The following is a 22,627-nucleotide window of genomic DNA, read 5'->3' as shown; positions in this document are numbered from 1 at the left end:
ACTTTCACCGGAGGACCCGGTACCTAGAGGGTCGAGGGGGTGGGGTCGCGTCGACGCGAGCCGGTCGGGAACGGCCTATCTTTCTACGAGGAGAGAACCCCGGCGTTTACGCCGGGAGTGAATCCGACAACGCTGACACAATCCATCAGGAGTTCGTCAGTGTGATCAACTGAGTATCCCATTGACGAGCCGGCGCGCCTCCTTTATGCGTCGGTAGTTACCGGGACCGGCCATCCCTGCGAGTGCGGCTGCGACCGAAACAACACTGCAGTCGTTACGTAACGCTCGCAAGAAGTAGAGGCGCCCCCGCAGATGCCGTCCGTCTCGGAGATAGTGATATCCCAGCTGCCGCTGGTGCTGGGCGAGTCGGCCGGTCCGGGCCTGGAACTTTGCCTGGTATTCACTGAGGATGAGTTCCATCGCGTCGATGAACGCGGCCGTGTCGGAGCGGATGCTCACCTCATCCTGTCGCATGTGTTTCTCTATCAGTGGTTTGTTGATGAATTCGAACGTATACCGTTCGGAAAGCCGGAGCCACATCTCCCAGTCCTGCAGCCGTTGTAGTCGCTCGTCGAAGAGACCCACCGTCTCAAAGCAGGTTTGCCGAACTGCCGTGACCGCTGTCGGGATGAACCAGCCGTTGCCCTTGAGCAATTCGTCGTGGATATCACCGGCGAGTGTTTCCTTCCCCCGTGGCCCGTACTTTTTTCTCCCATCGTAGACTCGGTAGTAACCTGTGTACACGACACCGACAGACTCTCCGGCCTGGTCGAGGGCCGCAACCTGCAACTCGAGCTTACTGGGCCGCCAGATATCGTCGCTATCCTGAAACGCGATGTATTCACCGTCCGCCTCGCGAATGCCGGCGTTCCGTGCGACGTTTGCGCCCCTGTTTTCGGGAAACCGCAGAGACTGCACCCTGTCGTCGGAGACCGAGTTGAGGACCGCAGGTGTGTCGTCGGTTGAGCCGTCGTCGACGACGATGAGTTCGAAATCCTCGTAGCTCTGTGAGAGCACGCTGTCGATAGCCCTCCGAACAGTGTGAGCGCGGTTGTACGTGGGTAAGACCACGCTGACTGTCGGGTCAGTTGGAGCGCTCAAGATTAGCTGTCCCTCCGGCGATCGCGCGGATACCGTTCGGTGTCATTCATCGGCCACGAGCCATGGAACTTTGATCAGTTCGGGCGTCCGGACCCCTTCCGGATGGCCATACAGTCGGATCGGAAACGGAGTTGCGAACTCACCGAGGTGGTTCCCGTGGTCGGACGTGACGACTGTTGTTCCGTCGAACTCCGCCAGCAACTCTCGGACATGTGGGAGTGTCAGTCGGAGGTTCTCCTCGTACGCCGCGCGGACCTGTTCGATTGCGAGGTCCCCTTCGCGGGCCGCCGTCCAGACGGTCCGTTCGTCCGTTGCGTCACTGCCCTGTTCGGCCCGGTCCTTACCATTAAGTCCGCTGTGATCGATATCCTGGCCAGTCGGGCCGATAAACGGGTAGTGTGGCTGGATGAAATGGGCAATCACTCGCCGCTCCGGATAGCGCTCGTAAACGCGTCGGGTCGCCTCGACCATGTCCTCTGGTGTGACGGTACCGAACTCGTCGTCCCACTTGTCCGCCCAGACGTCGACGACCTCGTGGAAGACAGTGTCGAGTTCGACGTTGCACCACTCCGTGACCCTGTGAATCGGGTTCGCGGTCACGTACACCGTGTCGGGGAAGCTGGCACCTGAAAAGTTCCGGTGGAGGAAGTCCGGCGTCTGGGCGCCGTGAGAGATGCGGGTCGACAGCGCTCCCTCGAGCGTGTTGTACTCCCTGAAGGTGTCGTATCGGCAGCCGTCCAGAATCACGAGTTGGTCCCACTTCTCGTGCATGATACTGTCGCCGTCGGGACTCGTCAGTGAAAAGTAACTTCGCATGAGCGACCCGAAACTGCTTGTCGCCCTGTCTCTGACGGTGTCTTTAACACCGGAACCGATTTGATGGGCGGCGCTGCCGATCACGCGGCGACCACCTCATTGGCTGACGTCTCGCTCTGGGCGGCCAGGAGATCTCGGAGGTCCGGGTGCGCGGGGTCTCGGACGCTCTCGCCGTCAGCGACCGCTCGCCGGGTTGCTATCCAGTCACCGTGTCGAACGAGGAAGGCGACCGGAACTGTCGGCAGTTCGAGGAGCCGTGAGAGGCACAGCCGGTGTTTTCCGCTCACGAGCAATAACTCCCCGTCGCGGCCGATGTCGACGATAATTTCATTTTCTAAGACATCGAGAAAGCCCCGTTCGCGTTCGGCCACGTCGATGCGCTCTGCCTGGCTCTCGCACCCGTCACGGGACAGAGTTCGGTAGTACGCGTCTAGGCGCCGACAGCGCCGGTAGACATCGGACTCACTCTCGCAGTCGTGCCAGACGTGCTCTCGGCCGGCTGCGAGGTAGTTCAGCACTTCCTGCACGAACTTCGTCTCCGCCCACGGTATCCCGTCGTTGAAGTGGCTGTCGAGCGAGCGAAACAGGAGCGTGTCTTCGATGGTGCCAGCAACGAAGAGCCGCCTCGGTGGCCCACCGTCTGTCGGCGCGTCGGCGTGGGGGCGACGGTCCCAGTCACCGGACCGGACTGTTCCAAAGAGCTGTCGGCGGTTACGCCACGGCGGATACACGCGCCGCGTGAACCGCTCGACCCGAGCCGGGTCGACCCGCTCGCGTTTGAAGGGGTCTGGCGCCACTGGTCCCTCAATATCCGTTTGATACCGCCGGCGGTAGTATCGCGGGGCGAGTGCCGAGTACAGTTCGCGCGAGTGTGGCGAGGCAACCGGGCTTCGGAGCATCGCGTCCGTGGCCGCAGTGCGTGCCATTCGTTCGAGTTCGCGAGCGTCTCTGTTCCATACGGCCGTTGCGACGTCTCGGCAGATCCCCGTGACGGAAGTCATCTTCGTGTTTTCTAGGCGATTTGGGAACTGCCAGTGGATTAGTTATAAGCGCATTAGAGCCGCCTGCCGGGATTAGACACACGTGTGAGCAAATACGGTAATACGCGGCCAGAGTAGCTGTTCGAGCCGTTTGTTTTTTGACTACCGGGGTAATTTCGGGTTGTGGCGTCTCTGGACGTTACGTGGCCAAATCCGAGCCGGTATTCCCATCATAACAACCTGTCCAGTCGGCGTTGGTCCGCCCACAGCAGCGACTGGACGACGCAAATATAAATGTCAGAATCAGATCCCCCAAGTTCCGGCGAAATTTCTCTCAGGAGAAAGGTACAGTCGATTCGCCGGATTCTGGAGTTCAGACCGCTATTTACAGTGCTAATCGTCATTTTCGGCGTCTTGGCTGCGTTGCTCGAAGGCGTCGGACTGGGATTTTTGGCGCCGATCATACAGATAGCTCAGTCCGATTCGCCGTCTGCAGCTGATGGGGGCCTCGCTGGCGCCTTCGTCCGTGTGTATGACACGCTCGGCATCCCGTTCTCGCTCGAGTGGGTAATCGTGGGGGTGGCGCTTGCGATGAGCGCCAGATTCACCGCTAGCTTCGGCGTGGCCTGGCTCCGCGAGAAACTCCGGCGCGAGTACGTGGGCTCGCTCCGGCGTCGCGCCTTCGACGCCGCACTCGACGCTCGAATTGAGTATTTCGACGAGCACGGCTCTGACGAGATGCTGAACGCGGTTATCACCCAGACTGACGTGGCAAGTAAGACGATCAAATATCTGGTCAAGCTGTTCGAGAAGATACTGCTCGTCTCGATGTATCTGCTGATAGCGCTGTATTTCGCGCCGTTGCTGACTGTCTTGACTGTGGTGCTGTTAGCCATCGTCTTCGCCGTGGTTCGGTACGGCGTCGAACCAGCGTTCGTCGTCGGCGACCGCGTTGCCGCAGTCAACGAGGAGATACAGACCACCGCACAGGAGGGCCTGCGCGGAATCCGAGCGGTCAAGCTGTTCGGCATGAACGCGGATTTCTCCCGCCGGTTCAGTTCGCTTATCGACCGCTTCGTGACCGCGAAAGTGACCCTCCGTCGGAACGACGCCGCTGTCCAGAGCGGCCAGCAGCTGTTGAGCGCGCTGGTCATTTTCACGCTCATTTACGCCGCGATTCGAGCGACATCGCTGTCACTCGGCGAACTCGGTGTCTTTCTGTTTGCGATGTTTCGGCTCGCACCGCTTGTCAGCAACGGCAGTCAGTTGTTCTACCAGCTTGAGGGTGATCTGCCACACGTCGTCCGGACGGAGGCGTTCATCGAAGAACTCGACCGGAACGCGAAGCCGGACCCGGGGACAGCGTCCCCATCAGCCGTAATTGACAGCGTCCAGTTCGACGGGGTCTCGTTCAGCTACGGAGACAGCCGGGTACTGCATGATGTCTCCTTCGACATCGACCGGGGGGAATTCGCCGTCTTTACGGGGCCATCGGGTGCCGGGAAGTCGACGATTGTCTCACTTGTCGCCCGGCTATACGACCCAGAAAGCGGGCGCATAATGGTAAACGGGCGGTCAATCGACGAGTTCAGTCTCGACGCGTGGCGGTCCCGTATCGCCGTTGTCCGACAGGATCCGTTCGTGTTTAGCGACACGCTTCGGTACAATCTCACGCTCGGAGATACATCGATTACCGACGGGGAACTCCAGTCGGCTTGCGAGGCGGCACAGCTGTCAGAGCTTCTCGGTGAACTGCCGGACGGATATGACACTCAACTCGGTGAGGACGGGGTACAGCTCTCCGGCGGGCAACGGCAGCGAGTCGCTCTCGCGCGCGCGCTGCTTCGCGACGTGGAACTGCTCGTTCTGGACGAGGCGACGAGCGATTTGGACGCCACACTTGAATCCAAGGTCCATGAGGCAATCCAGCAACAGACCGAGGAGCTAACGGTCATCATGGTCAGTCACCGACTGTCTCCGGCGACCGATGCTGACCACATTTACACGATGCGGGACGGCAGAATTGTAGAGCGTGGAGTGCATACCGAGTTGCTCCAGCAAAACGGGACTTATGCCGAGCTGTACGCGCTTCAGTCGACTGAACCCGCCTTGGACGACTGAGGAAGTGAGACGCTGCAGTCCGAGCGAACCGTGACCGGATGACGGGAGAGCGTGCGCGCAAACGGTTAACCAACCAGACGTACAGTGCGGGCACCAACTGTACGGTGCGGGCCACGAATCGCAACCGGCGAGAGGAGTGGCCGTGGGTGGTTACACCGTCTGTCCTCAGCGTGGTAGAGGTTCGCTTCTCGACTGGCTCGACCGGAAACTATTCGTACGGCTCCCGGTCTGGCCAGTTCTGTGGGGACAGAGCGACCTGAACTGCGTCACGAGACCTCTCTGTTCAAACGAAACTCAGTCGATCACATCGAGTCGCACGACCCGTCTATGTCCAGCGGCGACAATTGAACCCGCTGTAGGCGGTGGAATTGGGCCGATGCTGACAGGTATGTCGGTATGCCCGATCCCCAGTACGACATCCCCGACGATCCCGATGTTACCCCGGAAGAGAATGAGCCAGACGCCGACCGCAGAGGGACGACCCCCGGATATGCCGACTTCACCGAGGCGGACCTTTTTGATGCCGACCTCACCGTTGCAAACCGTACAAGACCAATCTGGTGGGACCCACCGGGGATTTTTATTACCTAGCCGACGAATCGCCGCGTATGCCCCAGATCCACCTCGACGAGGAGACGGTCGAGCGGCTCGACGCGCTCCGTGTCGACGACGAGGAGTACGACGAGATCGTCAGCGAGCTGATCAGCATCTACGAGGCCGAGGAGCTGACGCTGTTCCGCGGCAGCGACGGGGAGTAGCGACGGGAGCGCCGCCGACCGCGTCCGCCCCTTCTACTCTTGGTACGCGAGCCTGACCTGCTCCCACCTGCCGGTGTCTTGGAGATGCGCCTGCAGCTCGTCGGCGTACTCCTGGACCAGCCGCTCGGCGGCCGCGAGCTCGTCGGGGTCGACGCCCCCGTCGTCGGAGCCGCCGAGTCCGAGCACGCCCTTGATCGAGTCGAAGAGGCCGCCGGAGCTCCCGCCGTCCCGCCCGCCCTGCGCGCCGCCCATCGCGGCGACCTGCGACCGGACGTTCTCGAGCTCCGGCATGATCGCCGGGAGGCTGGAGGTGTCGGCGACGAGGCGGGCGTCGTCGGGGTCGGCGGCGTCCTCGATCTCGAACTCCGTCGCCGTCATGATCAGGCCCCACTCCTGGCTGGAGAACCGCGAGGCCGCCACCCGGTCCGTGAACTGGTTGTCGACGGTCATGCGCTCGCCGACGATCGCGTCTGTCCACTCGCTCATACCGTTCCGTTCGGCGGCCGCCGTACAAGCCCCTTTCCCTCGCCCCGTCGATCGCCGTTCTCTGCCGTCGTCTCGGGACGTTTTATACCGTCCGGAACCTCCCTCCGATATGAACGCGCGAACGCGACGGGAGCTGCTCGCGGCCGTCGGCACCGCCTCGGCCGTCGGGCTCGCGGGCTGTACCGGGATGCTCCTTCCGGGGGGCGACGGCGACGACGCGGAGACGGTCGACCGGACCGGCGAGGAGACCGCCTCGGTAACGGTCGGCGCGGACGGCGGCCTCGCGTTCGCGCCGGCGGCCCTCCGGGTGGACGTCGGGACGACGGTGGTCTGGGAGTGGACCGGCGTGGGCGGGAGCCACAACGTCGTCGACAGGGACGGGGCGTTCGAGTCCGACCTGGCTGCCGAGGAGGGATTCACCTTCGAACACGAGTTCGCGACGCCGGGCACCTACGAGTACGTCTGCACCCCCCACCAGACGCAGGGGATGGCGGGGACCGTCGAGGTCGTCGAGCGGTAGCCGCTCCGGGGGCGGCCCGGTGGTCACGGCAGCCCGTCGAACGCGCCGCCGGCGAGGCCGGGATCGTCCGGCACCGCTATCGACCCGTTCGCGACCGGACACGGGTCCGGCGCGAGGTCGTCGGCGAGCAGCGAGGCCGTGGCGATCCCGCAGGGGGCGACGTCGGGGACCGCGGCCGCGACGTGGACCGCGGCGGTCCGCGCGACGACGGCGTCGATCGTGGTGGTGATCACGGGCTCGACGCCCGCCGCCAGCGCGGCCGTCGTCGCCGCCAGCGCGCGGTCCGGCCCGCCGAGCGCCATCGGCTTCAGGACCACGACGTCGGCCGCTCCGGCGTCGAGGACGGCGTCGAGGTCGTGGCGCGCGAGCGACTCGTCCAGGGCGATCGGCACCGGGGGGTCGCCGTCGGCGCGCTCCCCGTCCTCCCGATCGCTCCTGAGGGCCGCCGCGCCGTCCAGGTCGTCCGCGGGGAGCGGCTGCTCGACGTACGCCAGATCCAGCGGCGCGAGGCGGTCGAGCGCCGCCCGCGCGGTCGACCGGTCCCAGGCCCCGTTCGCGTCGGCCCGGAGACAGACGTCGTCCCCCACCGCGTCGCGGACCGCGCGGAGGCGCTCGGCGTCGGCGTCGAGGGGCCGCGCGCCGACCTTCACTTTCACGCAGCCGAACCCCTCGGCGACGGCTCGCCGCGCCGCCGTCGCGGTCGTTTCGGGGTCGCCGTCGCCGATCGTCGCGTTGACCGGGACCGACTCGGCCGGCGTCGGGAGACCCCGCCCGTCCGCGAGGTGCGCGGCCAGCGGGCGTCCCTCGTCGCGCGCCGCGGCGTCCGCGAGCGCCAGCGCGAGGCCGTGGCGCGCCGCGGGCGTCTCGACCGGGTCGAGGCGGTCGCGCGCGTCGTCGACGAGCGTGCCCTCCTCGGTTCGAGCGCCTCGGAGGGCCGACTCGCACGCCGACCGCGACTCGGTCCAGCCGGGGAGGGGGGTGGCCTCGCCCAGCCCCGAGGCGGGCGTCTCGTCACCGGAGGCGCCGTCGTCGCCGGCGGCGGTGCCGTCGTCGGGACCCACGCCGACGAGGAACCCCTCGCGCTCTGTGATGTCGCCGCGGGCGGTGGCCAGCGGGGTCGTCAGGCCGAGCGAGAAGGGACGGAGCCGCATCGTCAGAGCGCGAGGCCGACCGCGAACGCGACCGCGTAGGCCGCGAGGAGCTTGCCGGTCGACTCCAGCGCGGGGTTGAGCGCGTCGCCGGCGGTCTCGGTCACGACGGTACGCGCGACGGCGGCCGCGAGCGGGAGCGTGACGAGTGGGAGCAGCACCGCGAGGTCGTCCCCGCGGGCGAGAAACCAGAAGGGAGCGAGGTACGCGAGCGCGAGCAGCGCGACGTACTGGGCGCGCGAGAAGCCGTAGCCGAACCGGACCGCGAGGGTGCGTTTGCCGGTCGCCGCGTCCTCCTGGAGGTCGCGGACGTTGTTAACCACGAGGATGTTCGTCGAGAGCGCGGCGATCGGGAGGCTGGCGACGACCGCCGCGAGCGTGACGGTCCCGTCGGGGAGCCACAGCGGGAAGGGGTCGCCGACCAGGGCGGCCGCCTGCACGTAGTAGGTGCCGGTGACGGCGATCACGCCGAAGAAGACGAACACGAACAGGTCGCCGAGCCCGTGGTAGCCGAGGGGGTACGGCCCGCCGGTGTAGGCGATCCCCGCGGCGACGGACGCGAGGCCGACCAGGAGGATCGGGACGCCGCCGACGTACACGAGGTAGGTGCCGACGAGGATCGCGGCCGCGAACGTCAGCCACATCGCCCGCTTCACCTCGGCCGGCTCGATGAGGCCGCTGGCGACGACCCGGGTGAACCCCTCGCGGTCGTCCGTGTCGGCCCCCTGAATCGCGTCGTAGTAGTCGTTCGCGAAGTTGGTGCCGATCTGGATCAGCGCCGCCCCGACGAACGCGGCGAGCGCCGGCAGCGGGGCGAACGCGCCCGTCCGGAGCGCGAGGCCGACGCCGACGATCACGGGCGCGGCCGCCGCGGGCAGCGTCTGGGGCCGCGCGGCGATGACCCACGCCCGCCGCCGCGACACCTCGGTGCTCATTACCAGCGATACGGTCGTCGCGTCCCTTAAGCTTACCATCCCGGCTCGATCCGGTGGGGCCGTCCGCGACACCCACAGCTATGCCGGTGGGCGGTCTGGCCGACACATGGCCCGCGTTCCCTACGTCGACGCGTCGGACGTGCCCGAGGAGTACGAGGAGCTGCTGGAGTCGTCGTTACAGGGGAAACCCCTCCACGTCTACCGGTCGCTCGGCAACAACCCGGCGGTGCTCGCCGGGCTGCGCTCGTTCCTCGGCTCGCTGTGGACCGACAGCGGGCTCTCGGACCGCGACCGCGAGCTCGTGATCCTCGCCGCGGCCCGCGAGACGCGGAACCGCTACGAGTGGCACCAGCACGCCACCATCGCCCGCGGCGTCGGGATCGACGAGGACGTCATCGCGGGGATCGGCACCGGGGACCTGGCGCCGCTCGACGCCGACGAGACGACCCTGGTCGAGTACGCGCTCGCGGTCGTCCGCCGCGAGGTCGACGCGGTGATCCACGAGGAGATCGCCGGCCGCTACGACGACGGGACGATCGTCGGGATCGCCGCGCTCGCGCAGGGGTACGCCGGGCTCGGCGGGATGATCGAGGCGTTCGACCTCGAACTGGAGTCGGGGAGCCAGTTCCACGGCTGGGACCCGCGCTAGGTCGCGCCGGGGGCCCGAGACATCGACCCCTCCGACCGACCCCACCGACCGACAGATACGACTGGGGTCGGTCCGTACCGATCTCATGAGCGACACGACGGCCGAAGAGGGAGCCGAGACGCGGTCGACCGACGCCGAAGCGAACGGGATCGTCGCGCGCTACGAGGAAGCCGACGGCGAGCGGCTGCTCACGTTCTCCGCCGACGGCGCCGAGGCGACCGTCGCGCAGAACGTCGAGGGCTACGCGATGCTGAAGGTCCGGGGGGGACCGTCCGGCGACGAACTGGAGCGGTACTACGGGTTCGACATGGCGCTCGACCACGCCGCGGAGCTGCTGGGCGTCGCGGTCAACGACCTCCCCGTCCCCGGCGCCGCCGCCGACATGGGGATGTGAGGCGGGGAAGCCGACTAAGATCATCAGCCCTTAATAAACCAGAGACGGGGCGTGCGCCTGCGAGCGTCCGACAGGACGCGAGCAGACCGCACGAGGGAGTCGGTCGTCCGGAGCAACGCGGAGGACGACCGACGAGGCTGGGGAGGTGTGAGGTGCGGTGCTGTGCGGGGCGGGACTCAAAGGGGCAGTCGCGAGGACGGCGCAGGCGACGGAAGCACCGCAACGAGGGAGCGAACGAAGTGAGCGACCGAGTGAGGAGCGCAGCGAGCGTGCGCCGTCCTCGCGGCTGGGGCTTTGGAGGTGTTCACCGTCGCTCCGTCAGCAACGAGGTATCGCCGAGCGGCTGGGGCTTTGGAGGTGTTGACCGTCGCTACGTCAGCAACGAGGTATCGCCGAGCGGCTGGGGCTTTGGAGGGCTTTACCGTCGATCCGCTGTCGACTGTTTATAAACGTACACTGCAGACGAACGTTTATTCGCTCACTTCGACCGTGATCTCGTCGCGCTCGACGGCGAGCTTGAACGTCGGCACGGTCCGGTAGACGACCTCGACGACGTTCTTGCGCTCGAGAGTCCGCAGCGCGCGCCGGACCTCCTCGACCTCGGGGTCGACGTCGAACGCCTCCCGAACCGCGTTGAGCACGCTGACGACCGACTGCGAGCGCTCGTCCGGGCCGGCCAAGACCTCGAACACCTGCGCCACCAGCTCGGGGACGCGGATCGTCTCCGGCGCGCCGCCCTTCGCGACCGCGTCGGCCTCGATCCCGGGCTCGACGTCGACGAGGTCGTTCGCCTCGGCCGTCGACCGGATCAGGCTGTCGTCGTCGCGGTAGTAGTACTCCTTGAGGTGGTTCTCCAGATACTGGTGGACCTCACTGCCGCTGTCGAGGTCCCACGCGTCCTGTAGCTCGCCGTTCTTCGTCGGTTGGAGGCGAACGATGTCGGCGAGCCGGCTCAGCTCCTCGTCGGTCAGCGCCATACGAGTCCGTCCACCGGGGCAGGTATGGACGTTCCGGATCGCGATCCGGGCGGCGGGCCGACCCGACCGGGTCGCCCCGCCTCAGGAGCGCGTCGACCCGTCGTCGGTCGCGGCCGCGTTGTGGTCGGTCGCGGCCGCCTCGTCGTCGGGGACGTCCGCCTCCCCGACGCCCCACCGCTCCGCGGCCGAGTGTCCGTGCGAGCCGGTCGCGTCGATCTCGGTCGGAGTCGCCGCGGCGCCGCCGTCGTCGCCGGGAGCCGTGGTCGACCCCGACTCGCTCGCGTCGGCGTCCGCCGGGGGCTCGCCCGCCGAAACGCGATCGGCGACGAGCTCAGAGAGGGGATCGACGGTCACCGTCAGCCGCGCCACGACGAAGACGAGCGGGACGAACGAGGCGGTCAGGAACGCCGCGTCGTACGCCCACGCGAACCCGTCGAGCAGGGGGACGATCGCGCCGGCCAGTCCGCGGTGCGCGACCAACAGCGACGCGAGCACGACGAGCCAGTACGCCATCGCGCCGCCGTTCTCCGCGATCCGCTCGACGTGAGCCGCCGCGTCGGTCCGGTGGAGGGCGGCGCGCGTCAGCGCGGCGACCTTCGGCGCCGCGTACAGGAGGAGGGCGACCACGGCCACCGTCACCACGGCGCTGGCGACCGCGGCGAGCGTGACCGGCGTCAGCGGAACCAGGCGGCCGACGCCCGGGAGCAGCGTGAACAGGTACGACACGCCCACCAGCGCGAGCGCCGCGATGGCGACCCGACTGGCGGAGCGAACTGATTCGCGATCGAACGCGTCCGTCGCCGTCGATTCGGTGTCGGTCATAGAAATTCAAGGCGGAGACCCACCCCTTTAGGGGTGGGAGGAAGCCGACAATAGATGACATATCCGGCAGCGATAGCCGATCCAACTCCCCGCTCCAGAACCGAGTTTTAAGTAATACTCTATCGACATATGATGTGTGACGGCCGTTCGGAACATCCAATTAAAACTCGCCGTTGACGAAGAGGATCACGACCTTCTCGATGAGACGTTCGAGCAGTTTCGGTTCGCCGCGCAATACGTCGCAGACGTTGGATGGGACGACGACCCGATCGGGATCGTCACCAATCAGGGCGATCTCAACGCGGCAACGTATCACGAAGTGCGCGACCAGACCGATCTCACAGCGAACCACGTCCAATCCGCCCGAAGTTTAGCCTCAGACGCGCTCTCAAACTGCAAAGAGCGTATTTTCGACGGCAGGAGAGCGAGCAAGCCTGAGTTCCGTGGGACGGCCGTGGTCTATGGCGCTCGCACCGTCACGTACAACGACGACTATTGCACGCTCTCGACAGTCGATGGGCGTGTGAAAACCGAATACGTCCTCCCCGCCGATCCGGCGGGAACCGTCTTTGAGGACTACTGGTTCGATGATGATTGGGAGCCTCGTGAAGCGACCCTTCACAAGCGGGATGGTGACTACTTCCTTCACGTCGCCGTGCAGAAAGACATCGATGTCGATGCGTCGACGATCAAGAACGGAGCGGTTCTTGGCGTCGATTGCAACGTCGATGGCTCTCTCGCGGTAACTTCGACTGGCATGTTCCTCGGAAACGCCGACTACCTCAACCACCGACGTGACGAGTTTGAGCGCCGACGTGGAAAGCTTCAACAGACGGGGACGCGCTCGGCACACCTCACGATCCAGTCCATCGGCAATCGGTTTTCTCGGTGGAGTGAAGACTACCTCCATCGGGTCTCAAAAGAAGTCGTTCGGGAAGCGCGTGAACACGACTGTTCGGCAATCGCCTTCGAGAAACTGGAGGGAATTCGTGAACGGATCTCGAACGGCTCAAAGTTTCAGCAGTGGGCGTTTCGCGAACTTCGGCGGCACGTCGAATATAAGGCCGAAGCATACGGCATCACGGTTACGGCGGTGAACCCGGCGTACACCAGCCAGCGATGCAGTCACGGCGAGTGTGGGTTCACCCACCGAACCAACCGAAACGGCGACGAGTTCGTGTGCCAGAAGTGCGGCAGAGAGCTGCATGCAGACTACAACGCCGCGCGGAACGTTGCGTGGCGTCTTGTCCAGAACTGGCTCAAGTCTGGCTCTGGACGGGCCAACTGTCAGGTGGCCCTGAAGTCGGGAACAGTGAACGCGAGTGGCGATTTCACGCCCGCCAGCGATGGCCAGAGCGGGAGTTCACCGACAAGCCCACGGCTTTAGCCGTGGGTTCCTGACGATGCGCTCGGACCCAGGGGCGGGAGGAACATAACCGGCCGAGACGCTCAACGCGGTTTAAATCGGACTAAGAACGGGCATCGGCGGCGACTCAGTTGGCGTCCTCGACCGCGCTCGCGGCGCGGATCACCCTCTCCTCACCGAACTTCGGGCCGACGAGCTGGAGCCCGACCGGGAGCCCGTCGGCCTCGCCGGCCGGCACCGAGATCGCCGGGAGGTTCGCGAGGTTGACGGGCGTCGTGTTCGCGTCCGCGAGGTACATCCGCAGTGGGTCGTCGAGGCTCTCGCCGAGCTCGAAGGGGAGCACCGGCATCGTCGGCGACGCGATCACGTCGACGTCGGCGAAGGCGTCCTCGAAGTCCCGCCGGACCCACGCGCGGGCGTCCTGCGCCTTCTCGTAGTACTTGTCGTGGTAGCCCGCCGAGAGCGCGTACGTCCCCAGCAGGATCCGGCGTTTGACCTCCGCGCCGAACCCCTCCTCGCGCGTCTCCGCGAACGACTCGTTCCAGTTGCCGTCAGAGTCGGCGCGGTTGCCGTAGCGCACGCCGTCGAAGCGCGCGAGGTTCGAGGAGGCCTCCGCCATCGCGATCACGTAGTACGCCTGCACCGCGTGCTCCACGGAGGGAAGCGAGATCTCCGCTGTCTCCGCCCCTCGCGCCTCCAGGTCCGCGATCGCGGCCTCGACCGTCTCGACGACGCGCTCGTCGGCGCCCTCGAACAGCTCGGTCGGGATCCCGACCGCGAGCCCGTCGACGTCGCCGTCGGCGGCCGCGGCGTAGCTCGCGTCGGGGTCGGCGCCCTCCGCGTCGGCGGGGTCGCGGGTCGTGCCGTCGCGCGGGTCCGGGCCCGCGATGACGTCGAGCGCGGCCGCCGCCTCCTCGACGGTGCCCGCGATCGGCCCGATCTGTTCGAGCGAGTTCGCGTACGCGACCAGGCCGTACCGCGAGACGAGCCCGTAGGTCGGCTTGATCCCGACGACGCCGCAGAACGCGGCCGGACAGCGCACCGACCCGCCCGTGTCGGAGCCCAGCGCGAGGTCGGCCTCGCCCGCGGCGACCGCGGCCGCCGACCCGCCGGAGGAGCCGCCGGGAACGCGCTGGGGGTCGGCGGGGTTCCGGGTGGGACCGAACGCCGAGGTCTCGGTCGTCGTCCCCATCCCGAACTCGTCCATGTTCGCCTTTCCGACGACCGTCGCGCCCGCGTCCGTCAGCCGGTCGACGACCGTGGCGGAGTACGGCGGGACGTAGTCGGCGAGCAGCTCGGAGCCGCAGGTCGTCCTGACGCCTTCCGTGGAGATGTTGTCCTTGACCGCGACGGTCGCGTCCGCGAGCGGTCCCTCGGCGTCCGCGTCGCCCTCGATCGTCTCCTCGGTGATGAACAGGTTGAGATCGACCGCCATTACGACACCTTCGGCCCGACGAAGTAGCCGTCTTCCGTCTCCTCGGCGTTCGACAGCGCCTCCGACTGGGTGAGCCCCGACTCGACCTCGTCGGCTCGCATCACGTTGACGAGCTCCTCCTCGCGCTCGGTCTCCGGGACCTCGTCGAGGGCCGCGAAGTAGTCGAGAATGTCGCCGAACTGGGCGGCGAACGTCTCCACCTCGTCGGCGGCGAGGCGCACCCGGGCCAGCTCCGCGACGTGACGGACCTCCTCGGCGTCGACGGCGGGCGCGTCGGAACCCGCGGACGCGTCGGCGTCGGCCGCCGCGTCCTCCCCCGCGTCATCCGTCGACTCGGACGTATCGCTCATACGTCGAGGTGTCCCGGACCGGGAGTAAGAGTTTCGGAACGGCGGACGGTTCGGGACCCGCCGGTGCCTAGCGTCGGCTGCCGGACGTCACTCCTCCTCTGCCTCGGCCCGGACCGTCACCACCGGCGCGTCCGAGAGCCGCACGACCCGCTCGGAGACGCTGCCGAGCAGGTAGCGTTCGACGCCGGTGCGACCCTCCGCGCCCATCACGACGAGGTCGATGTCGTTCTCGTCGACGTACTCGAGGATGACCTTGTGGGGGTTCCCCTCCCGGACCACGGACACCGCGTCGATCCCCGCGAAACCGGCCGCGACCTCCTCGACGAACGGTCTGGCGCGCTCCTCGAGTTTGTGTTTCTGGTCCTCCCTGGACGGTCGGTCTCCCGTGTAGCCCATCGGCCCGGTGAGGTAGTTTCCATCGGTCCCGATCGTGAACTGACGCGTGTCGACGACGTGTAACACGTGAACCGTCGCGTCGAACGCCTCGGCCATCTCTCGTACGTGTGCTATCGCGGCCTCGGAACCGTCGCTTCCGTCCGTTGGATACAGTATCTGTTCGTACATGTCGTCACCAAGACAACCATCCACACAGTTATATAAAACCCCACCGGCGGAGCGCCGGAGGAGGGACACGTTGGTGCGTCTCACACCGGGAGTACGGATATCGGCACGTCGCGTCAGCGGCGACGAGAGCGTGAACGAGTCAGCGGCGACGGAAGCGCGAACGCGTCGGCGGCGACGGAAGCGCGAACGCGTCGGCGGCGTCACTCGCTCTCGTCAGCTCGGACCGTCACCACCGGCGCGTCCGAGAGCCGAACCACCTTCTCGGTGACGCTCCCGAGCAGGTAGCGCTCGACGCCGGTCCGCCCGTGCGTTCCCATCACGATGAGGTCAACGTCGTTCTCGTCGGCGTATCCGAGGATAGCCGAATGGGGAGCCCCCTTCCTGACGGCGGTCCGCAGGTGAATCTCGTCGAGCGATTCGGACGAGTCTCCCATGAGGTCCGTCACGTGCGTGGTGAGCCTGTCGTCGATCTTGTCGACGTCGGGCCGTTCCTCGTGTCCGCCGAGGTAGCCCCCCTCGGCCGACTCCCCGCTCATTCCCTTCCCCTCCCCGTGTAAGAACGCCCCGCTCACACCCAGTCCGCCCTCGCGCGTGTCGACGACGTGCAGCACGTGCACGGTCGCGTCGAACGCGGACGCGAGTTCTCGAACGTGCGCTGCCGCCGCCTCCGATCCGGCACTCCCGTCCGTCGGGTACAGGATGTTGTCGTACATTGTCAAATCGAGTTGAAACTTCGAGGAGCAGCGATAAAAACGCACCGCAGATTCGCGCTATCGACCGATCCGGTCTCTCGGCCGCGGAACTGCCTCGGAGATCGCTCGGATATCGGCGGGGTGATCGAGTGAACGATCGACGGACGGAGCGACCGCGAGTCCGTCCGCCTTATAAGAGGTCGTTCGACACGAGTCGGGTGACCGCCTCGCGCAGGCGCTCCTCGCTCGCGGCGTAGGAGATGCGCGCGTACCCCGGCGCGTTGAACGCGCTGCCCGGGACGCACGCGACGGACGCCTCCTCGATGGCGGCCTCGCACCACGCCTGGTCGTCTTCGTCCACGGGGATCATCATGTAGAAGGCGCCGTCACCGACGTCGACGTCGACGCCGTGCTCGTCGAAGAGGTCGACGAGGAGGTCGCGACGGTCGGCGAACGCCCGGCGCATCTCCTCGACGGACTCGTCGGTGTTCGCCAGCGCCTCAACGCCAGCGCGCTGGACGAAGTTCGTCGCACAGGAGACGGAGTGGGAGTGGAGCTTCCCGGCCTGCCCGACGAACTCCTCGGTCGCGTGGAGGTACCCGAGCCGCCAGCCGGTCATCGAGAACGCCTTCGAAAAGCCGTTGATCGTTATCGTGCGGTCGGCCATTCCGTCGAGACTCGCGAGCGAGACGTGCTCGGCGTCGTAGACGATGCGCTCGTAGATCTCGTCGGAGATGACGGCGATGTCGTGTTCGACCGCGAGGTCGCGGACGCCCTCCAGCGCGGCCTCGGAGAAGACCGCGCCCGTCGGGTTCGAGGGGGAGTTGACCACGAGCAGCTCGGTGTCGTCCGAGACCGTCTCGGCGAGGTCGTCGAGCGCGGGCTCCAGCTGGAAGCCGTGGGGCGCGAGGTCGACGCGGGAGAGCTCGCCGCCGGCGAGCTTGGCCATCGCCTCGTAGGAGACCCACGCCGGGTCGAGGAGGACGACCTCGTCGCCAGAGTGGGACGAAGTCCCACTGGGTGACGGGTGTGACCCGTCACCGCCGTCGATCAGCGTCTGGAACGTCTCGTACAGCGCCTGCTTGCCGCCGGGGGTGACGATCACCTCGTCGGCGTCGGCGTCGATGCCGGTGCCGCGGAGCTTCTCAGCAATGGCCTCCTTCAGTTCCGGGATCCCGTTCGAGGAGGTGTAGCCGGTGTGACCCGCGTCGAGGGCCTCCTTGCCGGCCTCGACGACGTTCGCGGGAGTGTCGAAGTCGGGCTCGCCGACCGAGAGGTCGACGATGTCGGCGCCCTCGGCCTCCTTCTCCGCCGCCAGGTTCGATATCGCCAGCGTCGCGCTGGGCTCTACGCGTCCGATCCGGTCCGAGAATTCGTATGCGTCGCTCATTGTCGTGTGTTCCGTGTGTCGTCTCCGGTGCTCATTCGAGCTCCGTCGCGAGGTCGATCGCGGCGTCGGCCGCCTCCGCGCCCTTGTCGATCCGCTCGCGCGCCTCCGCGCCGGACATCCCCGGGCCGCTCACGCCGAACGTGACGGGGGTGTCGCGGTCGAGGCTCACCCGCGTAAGCCCCTCGGCGGTCGCGCTCGCGATGACGTGGTCGTGGTCGGTGTCGCCGGTGACGATGGCGCCGACGACCGCGACCGCGTCAACGTCGTCGCGGCGCGCAAGCCGGTCGGCGGCCAGCGGGCTGTCGTACGCCCCCGGCACGCTCACTTCGTCGACGACGACGGCGTCGCGGTCGGCGGCCGCCTCGCGGGCGGCCTCGGCCATCGGCTCCGTGACGGAGTCGTTGAACCGCGCCACCACCAGTCCCAGCGAGACCATACGACCGCTCGCACCGGCGACGGCAAAGGTCTACCGTTCCGGAGCGGGTCGCCGGCCGAACGAATTCGGGACGAGTGGCAGACTGGGTGAGTGTTGCTTATAAATGGCCGAGGCGGTGGCGCGTGCCTGCGAGCGGCCGACAGGCCGCGAGTCAGCACGCGCGAGGGACGCCGCGAGCGTAGCGAGCGGCAGCGAGGCGCGAAGCGCCTCCCGCAGCCGGCGGCTCCGCCGCCGGCGACGAGGCTGGGGAGGAGTGAGGCTGCGTTCCCGCGAGCAACGCGAGCGGGAGCACGGAAGTCGCAGCGCCGAGCGAAGCGAGGCGACCGTCTTCCGGTGGTCGCTGTGCGGTTGGGTGGGGCTCAAAGGGGCAGCCGCGAGGGCGACGCTTGACGACGCACGCACCGCAGGGAGCGAACGAAGTGAGCGACCGAGGAGCGCAGCGAGTCACGCGAGCCGTCGCGGCTGGGGCTTTGGAGGCGTTCACCGGAGGGCCATCGATCACGTACCGCCGAGCGGCTGAGGCTTGGGAGGTAGTCGCTGTCGCTCTGTTGTCGCTTAGCTCTGTACGAGCGGCCGATGATCGAGAAGGGGTTACGGCGACCCAGACGGCTTATTTCGCGACCTTCGCCTCGAACTTCTCGCGCACCTTCTCCATCTTCGGCTTGGCGTGGAAGGTGCAGTACGCGTCGTTCGGGTTCTTCGCGAAGTAGTCCTGGTGGTGCTCCTCGGCCCGGTAGAACGTTTCCAGTCGGTCGAGCTCCGTCACCACGTCGTCGTCGTACTCCTCGTCGAGCGCCTCGATGTAGGCCGCGGCGTCTGCGCGCTGGTCCTCGTCGTGGTAGAGGACGATCGAGCGGTACTGGCTCCCGACGTCGGGTCCCTGCCGGTTGAGCTGGGTGGGGTCGTGGACCTCGAAGAACGCCTCCAGCACCTCGTCGTAGGCGATCACGTCGGGGTCGAACTCGACCTGGACGACCTCGGCGTGACCGGTGTTGCCGGAGCACACCTGTTTGTACGTGGGGTCGTCGACGTGACCGCCCGCGTAGCCGGACGTGACCGACTCGACGCCGGCGAGCAGTTCCAGCGCCGCCTCGGTACACCAGAAGCACCCGCCGCCGAGCGTCGCGGTTTCGAGCTGATCGGACATATACTCGCTCTAAGGGCTCGGAGACGTATTAATGACGCGCGCTTACGAGTGGGGGACGATCGGTACCGCGACTTCGTATTTATAAATCAATAACGACGGATCGACGGTGACTACCTCCAAAGCCCCAGGCGGGAGGCGGACACACGCTCGTTGCGCTCCTCGGTCGCTCGTTCCACTCGCTCCCTGCGGTGCTTACGTCGCCTGTGCCCGCCTCCCGCCTGCCCCTTTGAGTCCCGCCCCGCACGGCACCGCGACCTCACGCCTCCCCAGCCTCGCGGTTCGCGCTCTGCGAGCGCTCACCGCGTCCCTCGCACGCGCTGCTCGGCCGCGAGTGCAGCCTCGCAGGCGCGCGCCACCGCGACTCGTATATGACTCCACTCGCCAGACTCAGTCTTTAAATCGCCGAGCGCCGACCCGCCCGTATGGACGAACTCGCGGACCTGACCGAGGAGCTGGTCGCGATCCCCTCCCACGAGGACGAGACCGCCGCCGGCGACGCGATCGAGGCGTGGCTCCGCGCGGAGACCGACGCGCGGGTCGAGCGCGACGCCGTCGGCAACGCCATCGCTTATAAAGGCGCGACGGGAGACCCCGACGCCGACACGCTCGCGCTGGTCGGCCACCACGACGTCGTGCCGCCGGCCGAGCGCCAGACGACCGGCGACGGGAACGCCGGGGAGTACCTCGTCGAGCGCCGCGACGGCCGGATATACGGGCGCGGCGCGGCCGACATGAAGGGCGCGGTGGCGGCCTGCATGCTCGCGTTCCGGGACGCCGAGCCGCCGGCGGGCCGCGAGCTGGCGGTCGCCTCGTTCGTCGGCGAGGAGGTCGGCGGGACCGGCGCGCGCCACGCGATCGACGAGGGGTTCGTCCCCGACCGCGCGGTCGTCGCCGAGGGGTCGACGGACTACTCGAAGCCGGGCGTCACAGACGTGGTCGTCGCGCACAAGGGCCGGCGCGCCTCGACGCTCGTCGCGCGCGGGACCGCGGCGCACGCCTCCGAGCCCGAGCACGGCGAGAACGCGATCTACCGGGCGAGCGACGCGATCGACGTGGTCCGCGGGCTCGACGCCCCGGAAGCGACCGTCTTCGGCGAGTCCGTCACGGGATCGCTCGCGGTCACGACCGTCGAGGGCGGCGAGACGTGGAACGTGATCCCGGAGCGCTGCGAGGTGACGATCGACGAGCGAACGGTCCCGGGCGACCGGGCCGACCTCGCCCGCGCCGCCGAGGTCCCGGGCGTCGAGTGGGAGATCGAGCAGGACCTCCCGCCGATGGCGTGCGGCGACGACGCGTTCGCGACGGCGACGCTCGCGGTGGCCCGCGAGGTCCACGAGGAGCTGGGGCTCGACGAGCCCGAACACGTCGTCAAGCCCCACGCGACCGACGCGGGGTGGCTGGCGGAGGTCGGGACCGAGCCCCTCGTGTGCGGGGCCTCCGAGCCCGGCGAGGCGCACACCGACACGGAGAGCGTCGGGACCGACGTGCTGGACCGGTGTTACCGGATCTACCGCGACCTCGCAGAGCGACCGTTCTGACCCGCTGTGACGCCCCGGAGTCCGTCCCTCGACGCCGCGAGCGACCCCGTATGGAAGGGGTTTTATGCGCCCCGCGGAAACTGTGGGCTACTATGGGAGACAAATCGAAGGCCAAGAAGAAGCGTCTGGCGAAGGCGGAGCGCCAGAACACCCGCGTCCCCGCGTGGGTCATGATGAAGACGGACATGAACGTGACGCGAAACCCCAAGCGGCGCAACTGGCGCCGGAACGACCTGGACGAATAAATGAGCACCAGCGACTTCGAGGAGCGCGTCGTCACCGTCCCGCTCCGCGACGCCAAGGACAAGCCCGTACAGGAGCGCGCCGACTTCGCGATGCGGATCGTCCGCGATCACCTCGCGCAGCACTTCTCCGTCGACGAGGCGGACGTCGTCATCGACACCTCGGTCAACGAGGCCGTCTGGGCGAACGGGCGTCAGCACCCGCCGAGCAAGATCCGCGTCCGCGCGGCCCGGTTCGTCGAGGACGGCGAGCCCGTCGTCGAAGCCGAGTACGCCGAGTAACGTGTTACGGGCGACTTTCACCGGCTCGTCGTACGTGGGCGTGTTCGCCCGCGCGATCGACGACCTCCTGTTGGTCCGTCCGGACGTCGACGAGGAGCTCGCCGAGGCGCTCGGCGAGGAGCTGGGCGCCGAGCCCCTCCTCACGACGGTCGGCGGCGCCAACACCGTCGGCTCCCTCGCGACGGGCAACGAGAACGGCGTGCTCGTCTCCGCGCGAGCGACCGAACGGGAGCAGACGCGGATCGCCGAGGCCGCCGACCGCGAGGTGGGCGAGCTCCCCGGCGAGATCAACGCGGCCGGCAACGTCGTCCTCGCGAACGACTACGGCGCGTACGTCCACCCGGACCTCCCGCGCGAGTCGATCGTGACGATCAGGGAGACCCTCGGCGTCCCCGTGGAGCGCGGCGACCTCGGCGACGTCCGCACGGTCGGTTCGGCGGCGGTCGCCAACAACACGGGCGTGCTCTGTCACCCCAAGTCGACCGAGGCGGAGCTGCAGGCGGTCGAGGAGGCGCTCGACGTCCGCGCCGACCTCGGCACGGTCAACTACGGCGCGCCGCTCGTCGGCTCCGGGCTCGTCGCCACCGACGAGGGCTACGTCGTCGGCGAGGACACCACCGGCCCCGAGCTGGGCCGGATCGAAGAGACGCTCGGATTCATCGACTGACTCCGGACTCATCGACTGACTCCGGGTTCACCGACCGACTCCGCGGTCGTCGCGACCGAATCGACTCCCGGTCCGGGCTTCTCCCGCTTCTCTCCCGACCGGTGCCACGTCGGCGGCGGTCGGCCCGCCGCCGGATGCGCGTCGTTCCCGTGCTCCCTCCATGTCGTTCCCTCTATCCGTCCCGAATTCGGCCCGTCAAGCCCGAACGAGGCGGATCCGGTCCGGGTTCGGAGTCCTCAGTTTTTAGGAAGATACTTCCCTGTCCCTGCCGGATCGATGAACATGACTACCTACACGGTGAGTGGACGGTTCCAGAGCCGAGGCGACTACCAGCCGTTCACGAAGGAAATCGAGGCGGAGAACGAGGACCTCGCCCGCGAGCGCATCTACACCACGGTCGGGAGCCAGCATAACCGGAAGCGCACCCAGATCGAGATCGAGGAGGTGACCGCGGCATGATGGGCGGCGGCCAACAGCAGCTCCAGCAGCTCTCCCAGGAGCTGCAGGCGCTCGACGAGGAGATCGAGGCGCTGGAAGCGGAGGTCGCCGGCTACCGCGAGGAGCAGTCCGACATCGACGACGCGGTCGAGGCGATCGAGACCCTCGACACGGGCGCGACGGTGCAGGTCCCGCTCGGCGGCGGCGCCTACGTCCGCGCCGAGGTCCAGGACATCGACGAGATCATCGTCTCGCTCGGCGGGAACTACTCCGCGGAGCAGAGCGAGGGCGACGCCGTCGACGTGCTCCGGCGCAAGCAGGAGGCGCTCGACGACCGCATCGAGGAGACGCAGGAGGAGGTCGACGAGCTCGA

General features: G+C 67.3%; 28 protein-coding genes. 13 read left to right on the top strand and 15 right to left on the bottom strand.

The genetic code is table 11. The features are described from left to right. Positions 1-165: 165 nt before the first annotated feature. The 3 genes from R6U01_RS06200 to R6U01_RS06190 all read right to left on the bottom strand — a co-directional run bounded on the left by R6U01_RS06200 (position 166) and on the right by R6U01_RS06190 (position 2,918). Positions 166-1,071 (bottom strand): glycosyltransferase family 2 protein, encoded by a 906-nt coding sequence (locus tag R6U01_RS06200; protein WP_410285593.1) that lies wholly within the window; start codon positions 1,069-1,071, stop codon positions 166-168. 72 nt (positions 1,072-1,143) lie between these two features. Next, positions 1,144-2,001, bottom strand: coding sequence for a hypothetical protein (locus R6U01_RS06195; protein ID WP_410285592.1), 858 nt, complete (start codon positions 1,999-2,001; stop codon positions 1,144-1,146). Then, complete coding sequence (locus tag R6U01_RS06190) at positions 1,998-2,918, bottom strand: hypothetical protein (protein WP_410285591.1); 921 nt, start codon at positions 2,916-2,918, stop codon at positions 1,998-2,000. Before R6U01_RS06190 ends, R6U01_RS06195 begins: the two co-directional genes overlap by 4 nt. 273 nt (positions 2,919-3,191) lie before the next feature. Here R6U01_RS06190 and R6U01_RS06185 point away from each other — a divergent pair, with 273 nt between their 5' ends. The 3 genes from R6U01_RS06185 (at position 3,192) to R6U01_RS06175 (ending at position 5,776) form a co-directional block, all read left to right on the top strand. Beyond that, entirely contained in the window at positions 3,192-5,018 is a 1,827-nt protein-coding gene (locus R6U01_RS06185) for an ABC transporter ATP-binding protein (RefSeq protein WP_410285590.1), read from the top strand. A 396-nt stretch (positions 5,019-5,414) separates the two neighbouring features. Continuing rightward, positions 5,415-5,609 carry a hypothetical protein gene (locus R6U01_RS06180; RefSeq protein ID WP_410285589.1) on the top strand — a complete coding sequence of 65 codons (195 nt, stop codon included), beginning with the start codon at positions 5,415-5,417 and terminating at the stop codon, positions 5,607-5,609. 17 nt (positions 5,610-5,626) lie between these two features. Beyond that, positions 5,627-5,776: a hypothetical protein gene (locus R6U01_RS06175; protein ID WP_410285588.1), complete on the top strand. Its 150-nt coding sequence runs from the start codon at positions 5,627-5,629 to the stop codon at positions 5,774-5,776. A gap of 33 nt (positions 5,777-5,809) precedes the next feature. Here R6U01_RS06175 and R6U01_RS06170 read toward each other — a convergent pair whose 3' ends face one another. Further along, a complete protein-coding gene (locus R6U01_RS06170; protein ID WP_410285587.1) occupies positions 5,810-6,262 on the bottom strand; it encodes a DUF5799 family protein in 453 nt (150 codons plus the stop codon). 109 nt (positions 6,263-6,371) lie between these two features. Here R6U01_RS06170 and R6U01_RS06165 point away from each other — a divergent pair, with 109 nt between their 5' ends. Beyond that, complete coding sequence (locus tag R6U01_RS06165; RefSeq protein WP_410285586.1) at positions 6,372-6,782, top strand: halocyanin domain-containing protein; 411 nt, start codon at positions 6,372-6,374, stop codon at positions 6,780-6,782. A 23-nt stretch (positions 6,783-6,805) separates the two neighbouring features. On the opposite strand, the gene R6U01_RS06160 is transcribed toward R6U01_RS06165, so the two are convergent. Both R6U01_RS06160 and R6U01_RS06155 read right to left on the bottom strand, forming a co-directional pair. After that, complete coding sequence (locus R6U01_RS06160; protein ID WP_410285585.1) at positions 6,806-7,933, bottom strand: mandelate racemase/muconate lactonizing enzyme family protein; 1,128 nt, start codon at positions 7,931-7,933, stop codon at positions 6,806-6,808. A 2-nt stretch (positions 7,934-7,935) separates the two neighbouring features. Beyond that, positions 7,936-8,865, bottom strand: a complete 930-nt coding sequence (locus R6U01_RS06155; RefSeq protein WP_410285584.1) for a 1,4-dihydroxy-2-naphthoate polyprenyltransferase — start codon at positions 8,863-8,865, stop codon at positions 7,936-7,938. A 106-nt stretch (positions 8,866-8,971) separates the two neighbouring features. On the opposite strand from R6U01_RS06155, the gene R6U01_RS06150 reads away from it, so the two are divergent. After that, positions 8,972-9,514, top strand: coding sequence for a carboxymuconolactone decarboxylase family protein (locus R6U01_RS06150; protein WP_410285583.1), 543 nt, complete (start codon positions 8,972-8,974; stop codon positions 9,512-9,514). Positions 9,515-9,599: 85 nt separating this feature from the next. Then, positions 9,600-9,908 (top strand): hypothetical protein, encoded by a 309-nt coding sequence (locus R6U01_RS06145; protein WP_410285582.1) that lies wholly within the window; start codon positions 9,600-9,602, stop codon positions 9,906-9,908. 470 nt (positions 9,909-10,378) lie between these two features. Here R6U01_RS06145 and R6U01_RS06140 read toward each other — a convergent pair whose 3' ends face one another. Both R6U01_RS06140 and R6U01_RS06135 read right to left on the bottom strand, forming a co-directional pair. Next, positions 10,379-10,885 carry a DUF5797 family protein gene (locus R6U01_RS06140; RefSeq protein ID WP_410285581.1) on the bottom strand — a complete coding sequence of 169 codons (507 nt, stop codon included), beginning with the start codon at positions 10,883-10,885 and terminating at the stop codon, positions 10,379-10,381. An 81-nt stretch (positions 10,886-10,966) separates the two neighbouring features. Next, positions 10,967-11,707 carry a hypothetical protein gene (locus R6U01_RS06135; RefSeq protein ID WP_410285580.1) on the bottom strand — a complete coding sequence of 247 codons (741 nt, stop codon included), beginning with the start codon at positions 11,705-11,707 and terminating at the stop codon, positions 10,967-10,969. A gap of 136 nt (positions 11,708-11,843) precedes the next feature. On the opposite strand from R6U01_RS06135, the gene R6U01_RS06130 reads away from it, so the two are divergent. Then, the gene (locus R6U01_RS06130) at positions 11,844-13,094 is read left to right on the top strand and encodes an RNA-guided endonuclease InsQ/TnpB family protein (RefSeq protein WP_410285579.1); all 1,251 of its coding nucleotides are present in this window, start codon (positions 11,844-11,846) and stop codon (positions 13,092-13,094) included. A gap of 106 nt (positions 13,095-13,200) precedes the next feature. On the opposite strand, the gene gatA is transcribed toward R6U01_RS06130, so the two are convergent. The 7 genes from gatA to msrA form a co-directional block, all read right to left on the bottom strand. After that, complete coding sequence (gene gatA, locus R6U01_RS06125) at positions 13,201-14,508, bottom strand: Asp-tRNA(Asn)/Glu-tRNA(Gln) amidotransferase subunit GatA (protein ID WP_410285578.1); 1,308 nt, start codon at positions 14,506-14,508, stop codon at positions 13,201-13,203. After that, positions 14,508-14,858, bottom strand: coding sequence for an Asp-tRNA(Asn)/Glu-tRNA(Gln) amidotransferase subunit GatC (gatC, locus tag R6U01_RS06120; RefSeq protein WP_410285577.1), 351 nt, complete (start codon positions 14,856-14,858; stop codon positions 14,508-14,510). Before gatC ends, gatA begins: the two co-directional genes overlap by 1 nt. An 87-nt stretch (positions 14,859-14,945) precedes the next feature. Beyond that, positions 14,946-15,422, bottom strand: a complete 477-nt coding sequence (locus R6U01_RS06115) for a universal stress protein (RefSeq protein ID WP_410285576.1) — start codon at positions 15,420-15,422, stop codon at positions 14,946-14,948. A 200-nt stretch (positions 15,423-15,622) separates the two neighbouring features. Further along, positions 15,623-16,135: a universal stress protein gene (locus R6U01_RS06110; RefSeq protein ID WP_410285575.1), complete on the bottom strand. Its 513-nt coding sequence runs from the start codon at positions 16,133-16,135 to the stop codon at positions 15,623-15,625. A gap of 169 nt (positions 16,136-16,304) precedes the next feature. Continuing rightward, a complete protein-coding gene (locus R6U01_RS06105) occupies positions 16,305-17,504 on the bottom strand; it encodes a pyridoxal phosphate-dependent aminotransferase (RefSeq protein ID WP_410285574.1) in 1,200 nt (399 codons plus the stop codon). Between the two features lie 31 nt (positions 17,505-17,535). After that, positions 17,536-17,940: a 6,7-dimethyl-8-ribityllumazine synthase gene (gene ribH, locus R6U01_RS06100; RefSeq protein ID WP_410285573.1), complete on the bottom strand. Its 405-nt coding sequence runs from the start codon at positions 17,938-17,940 to the stop codon at positions 17,536-17,538. 610 nt (positions 17,941-18,550) lie between these two features. Then, a complete protein-coding gene (msrA, locus tag R6U01_RS06095; protein ID WP_410285572.1) occupies positions 18,551-19,087 on the bottom strand; it encodes a peptide-methionine (S)-S-oxide reductase MsrA in 537 nt (178 codons plus the stop codon). Between the two features lie 422 nt (positions 19,088-19,509). Here msrA and R6U01_RS06090 point away from each other — a divergent pair, with 422 nt between their 5' ends. From R6U01_RS06090 to pfdA, 6 genes are all read left to right on the top strand, one after another. Next, positions 19,510-20,625 carry a M20 family metallopeptidase gene (locus R6U01_RS06090; protein ID WP_410285571.1) on the top strand — a complete coding sequence of 372 codons (1,116 nt, stop codon included), beginning with the start codon at positions 19,510-19,512 and terminating at the stop codon, positions 20,623-20,625. A gap of 92 nt (positions 20,626-20,717) precedes the next feature. Next, entirely contained in the window at positions 20,718-20,870 is a 153-nt protein-coding gene (locus tag R6U01_RS06085) for a 50S ribosomal protein L39e (protein ID WP_023498294.1), read from the top strand. Beyond that, entirely contained in the window at positions 20,871-21,149 is a 279-nt protein-coding gene (locus R6U01_RS06080) for a 50S ribosomal protein L31e (protein ID WP_410285570.1), read from the top strand. A gap of 1 nt (position 21,150) precedes the next feature. Beyond that, the gene (locus R6U01_RS06075) at positions 21,151-21,816 is read left to right on the top strand and encodes a translation initiation factor IF-6 (RefSeq protein WP_410285569.1); all 666 of its coding nucleotides are present in this window, start codon (positions 21,151-21,153) and stop codon (positions 21,814-21,816) included. Positions 21,817-22,098: 282 nt separating this feature from the next. Beyond that, entirely contained in the window at positions 22,099-22,275 is a 177-nt protein-coding gene (gene rpl18a / locus R6U01_RS06070; protein WP_410285568.1) for a 50S ribosomal protein L18Ae, read from the top strand. Then, positions 22,275-22,627 (top strand): prefoldin subunit alpha (gene pfdA / locus R6U01_RS06065; protein WP_410285567.1); only part of this gene is annotated, 353 nt, incomplete at its 3' end. The genes rpl18a and pfdA, both read left to right, overlap by 1 nt.

Origin of the sequence: Halorubrum sp., assembly GCF_046498025.1 — an archaeon.
In the GTDB taxonomy this organism is placed as follows: domain Archaea; phylum Halobacteriota; class Halobacteria; order Halobacteriales; family Haloferacaceae; genus Halorubrum.
Note: the sequence above shows the minus strand (reverse complement) of the source record. Positions and strands in the feature narration are given on the sequence as shown.

Coding starts and splice junctions, on each gene's coding strand:
- R6U01_RS06190 (WP_410285591.1), bottom strand. CDS start 2,918: ATGACTTCCGTCACGGGGATCTGCCGAGACGTCGCAACGGCCGTATGG.
- R6U01_RS06185 (WP_410285590.1), top strand. CDS start 3,192: ATGTCAGAATCAGATCCCCCAAGTTCCGGCGAAATTTCTCTCAGGAGA.
- R6U01_RS06180 (WP_410285589.1), top strand. CDS start 5,415: ATGCCCGATCCCCAGTACGACATCCCCGACGATCCCGATGTTACCCCG.
- R6U01_RS06175 (WP_410285588.1), top strand. CDS start 5,627: ATGCCCCAGATCCACCTCGACGAGGAGACGGTCGAGCGGCTCGACGCG.
- R6U01_RS06170 (WP_410285587.1), bottom strand. CDS start 6,262: ATGAGCGAGTGGACAGACGCGATCGTCGGCGAGCGCATGACCGTCGAC.
- R6U01_RS06165 (WP_410285586.1), top strand. CDS start 6,372: ATGAACGCGCGAACGCGACGGGAGCTGCTCGCGGCCGTCGGCACCGCC.
- R6U01_RS06160 (WP_410285585.1), bottom strand. CDS start 7,933: ATGCGGCTCCGTCCCTTCTCGCTCGGCCTGACGACCCCGCTGGCCACC.
- R6U01_RS06155 (WP_410285584.1), bottom strand. CDS start 8,865: ATGAGCACCGAGGTGTCGCGGCGGCGGGCGTGGGTCATCGCCGCGCGG.
- R6U01_RS06150 (WP_410285583.1), top strand. CDS start 8,972: ATGGCCCGCGTTCCCTACGTCGACGCGTCGGACGTGCCCGAGGAGTAC.
- R6U01_RS06145 (WP_410285582.1), top strand. CDS start 9,600: ATGAGCGACACGACGGCCGAAGAGGGAGCCGAGACGCGGTCGACCGAC.
- R6U01_RS06140 (WP_410285581.1), bottom strand. CDS start 10,885: ATGGCGCTGACCGACGAGGAGCTGAGCCGGCTCGCCGACATCGTTCGC.
- R6U01_RS06135 (WP_410285580.1), bottom strand. CDS start 11,707: ATGACCGACACCGAATCGACGGCGACGGACGCGTTCGATCGCGAATCA.
- gatA (WP_410285578.1), bottom strand. CDS start 14,508: ATGGCGGTCGATCTCAACCTGTTCATCACCGAGGAGACGATCGAGGGC.
- gatC (WP_410285577.1), bottom strand. CDS start 14,858: ATGAGCGATACGTCCGAGTCGACGGATGACGCGGGGGAGGACGCGGCG.
- R6U01_RS06115 (WP_410285576.1), bottom strand. CDS start 15,422: ATGTACGAACAGATACTGTATCCAACGGACGGAAGCGACGGTTCCGAG.
- R6U01_RS06110 (WP_410285575.1), bottom strand. CDS start 16,135: ATGTACGACAACATCCTGTACCCGACGGACGGGAGTGCCGGATCGGAG.
- R6U01_RS06105 (WP_410285574.1), bottom strand. CDS start 17,504: ATGAGCGACGCATACGAATTCTCGGACCGGATCGGACGCGTAGAGCCC.
- ribH (WP_410285573.1), bottom strand. CDS start 17,940: ATGGTCTCGCTGGGACTGGTGGTGGCGCGGTTCAACGACTCCGTCACG.
- msrA (WP_410285572.1), bottom strand. CDS start 19,087: ATGTCCGATCAGCTCGAAACCGCGACGCTCGGCGGCGGGTGCTTCTGG.
- R6U01_RS06090 (WP_410285571.1), top strand. CDS start 19,510: ATGGACGAACTCGCGGACCTGACCGAGGAGCTGGTCGCGATCCCCTCC.
- R6U01_RS06085 (WP_023498294.1), top strand. CDS start 20,718: ATGGGAGACAAATCGAAGGCCAAGAAGAAGCGTCTGGCGAAGGCGGAG.
- R6U01_RS06080 (WP_410285570.1), top strand. CDS start 20,871: ATGAGCACCAGCGACTTCGAGGAGCGCGTCGTCACCGTCCCGCTCCGC.
- rpl18a (WP_410285568.1), top strand. CDS start 22,099: ATGACTACCTACACGGTGAGTGGACGGTTCCAGAGCCGAGGCGACTAC.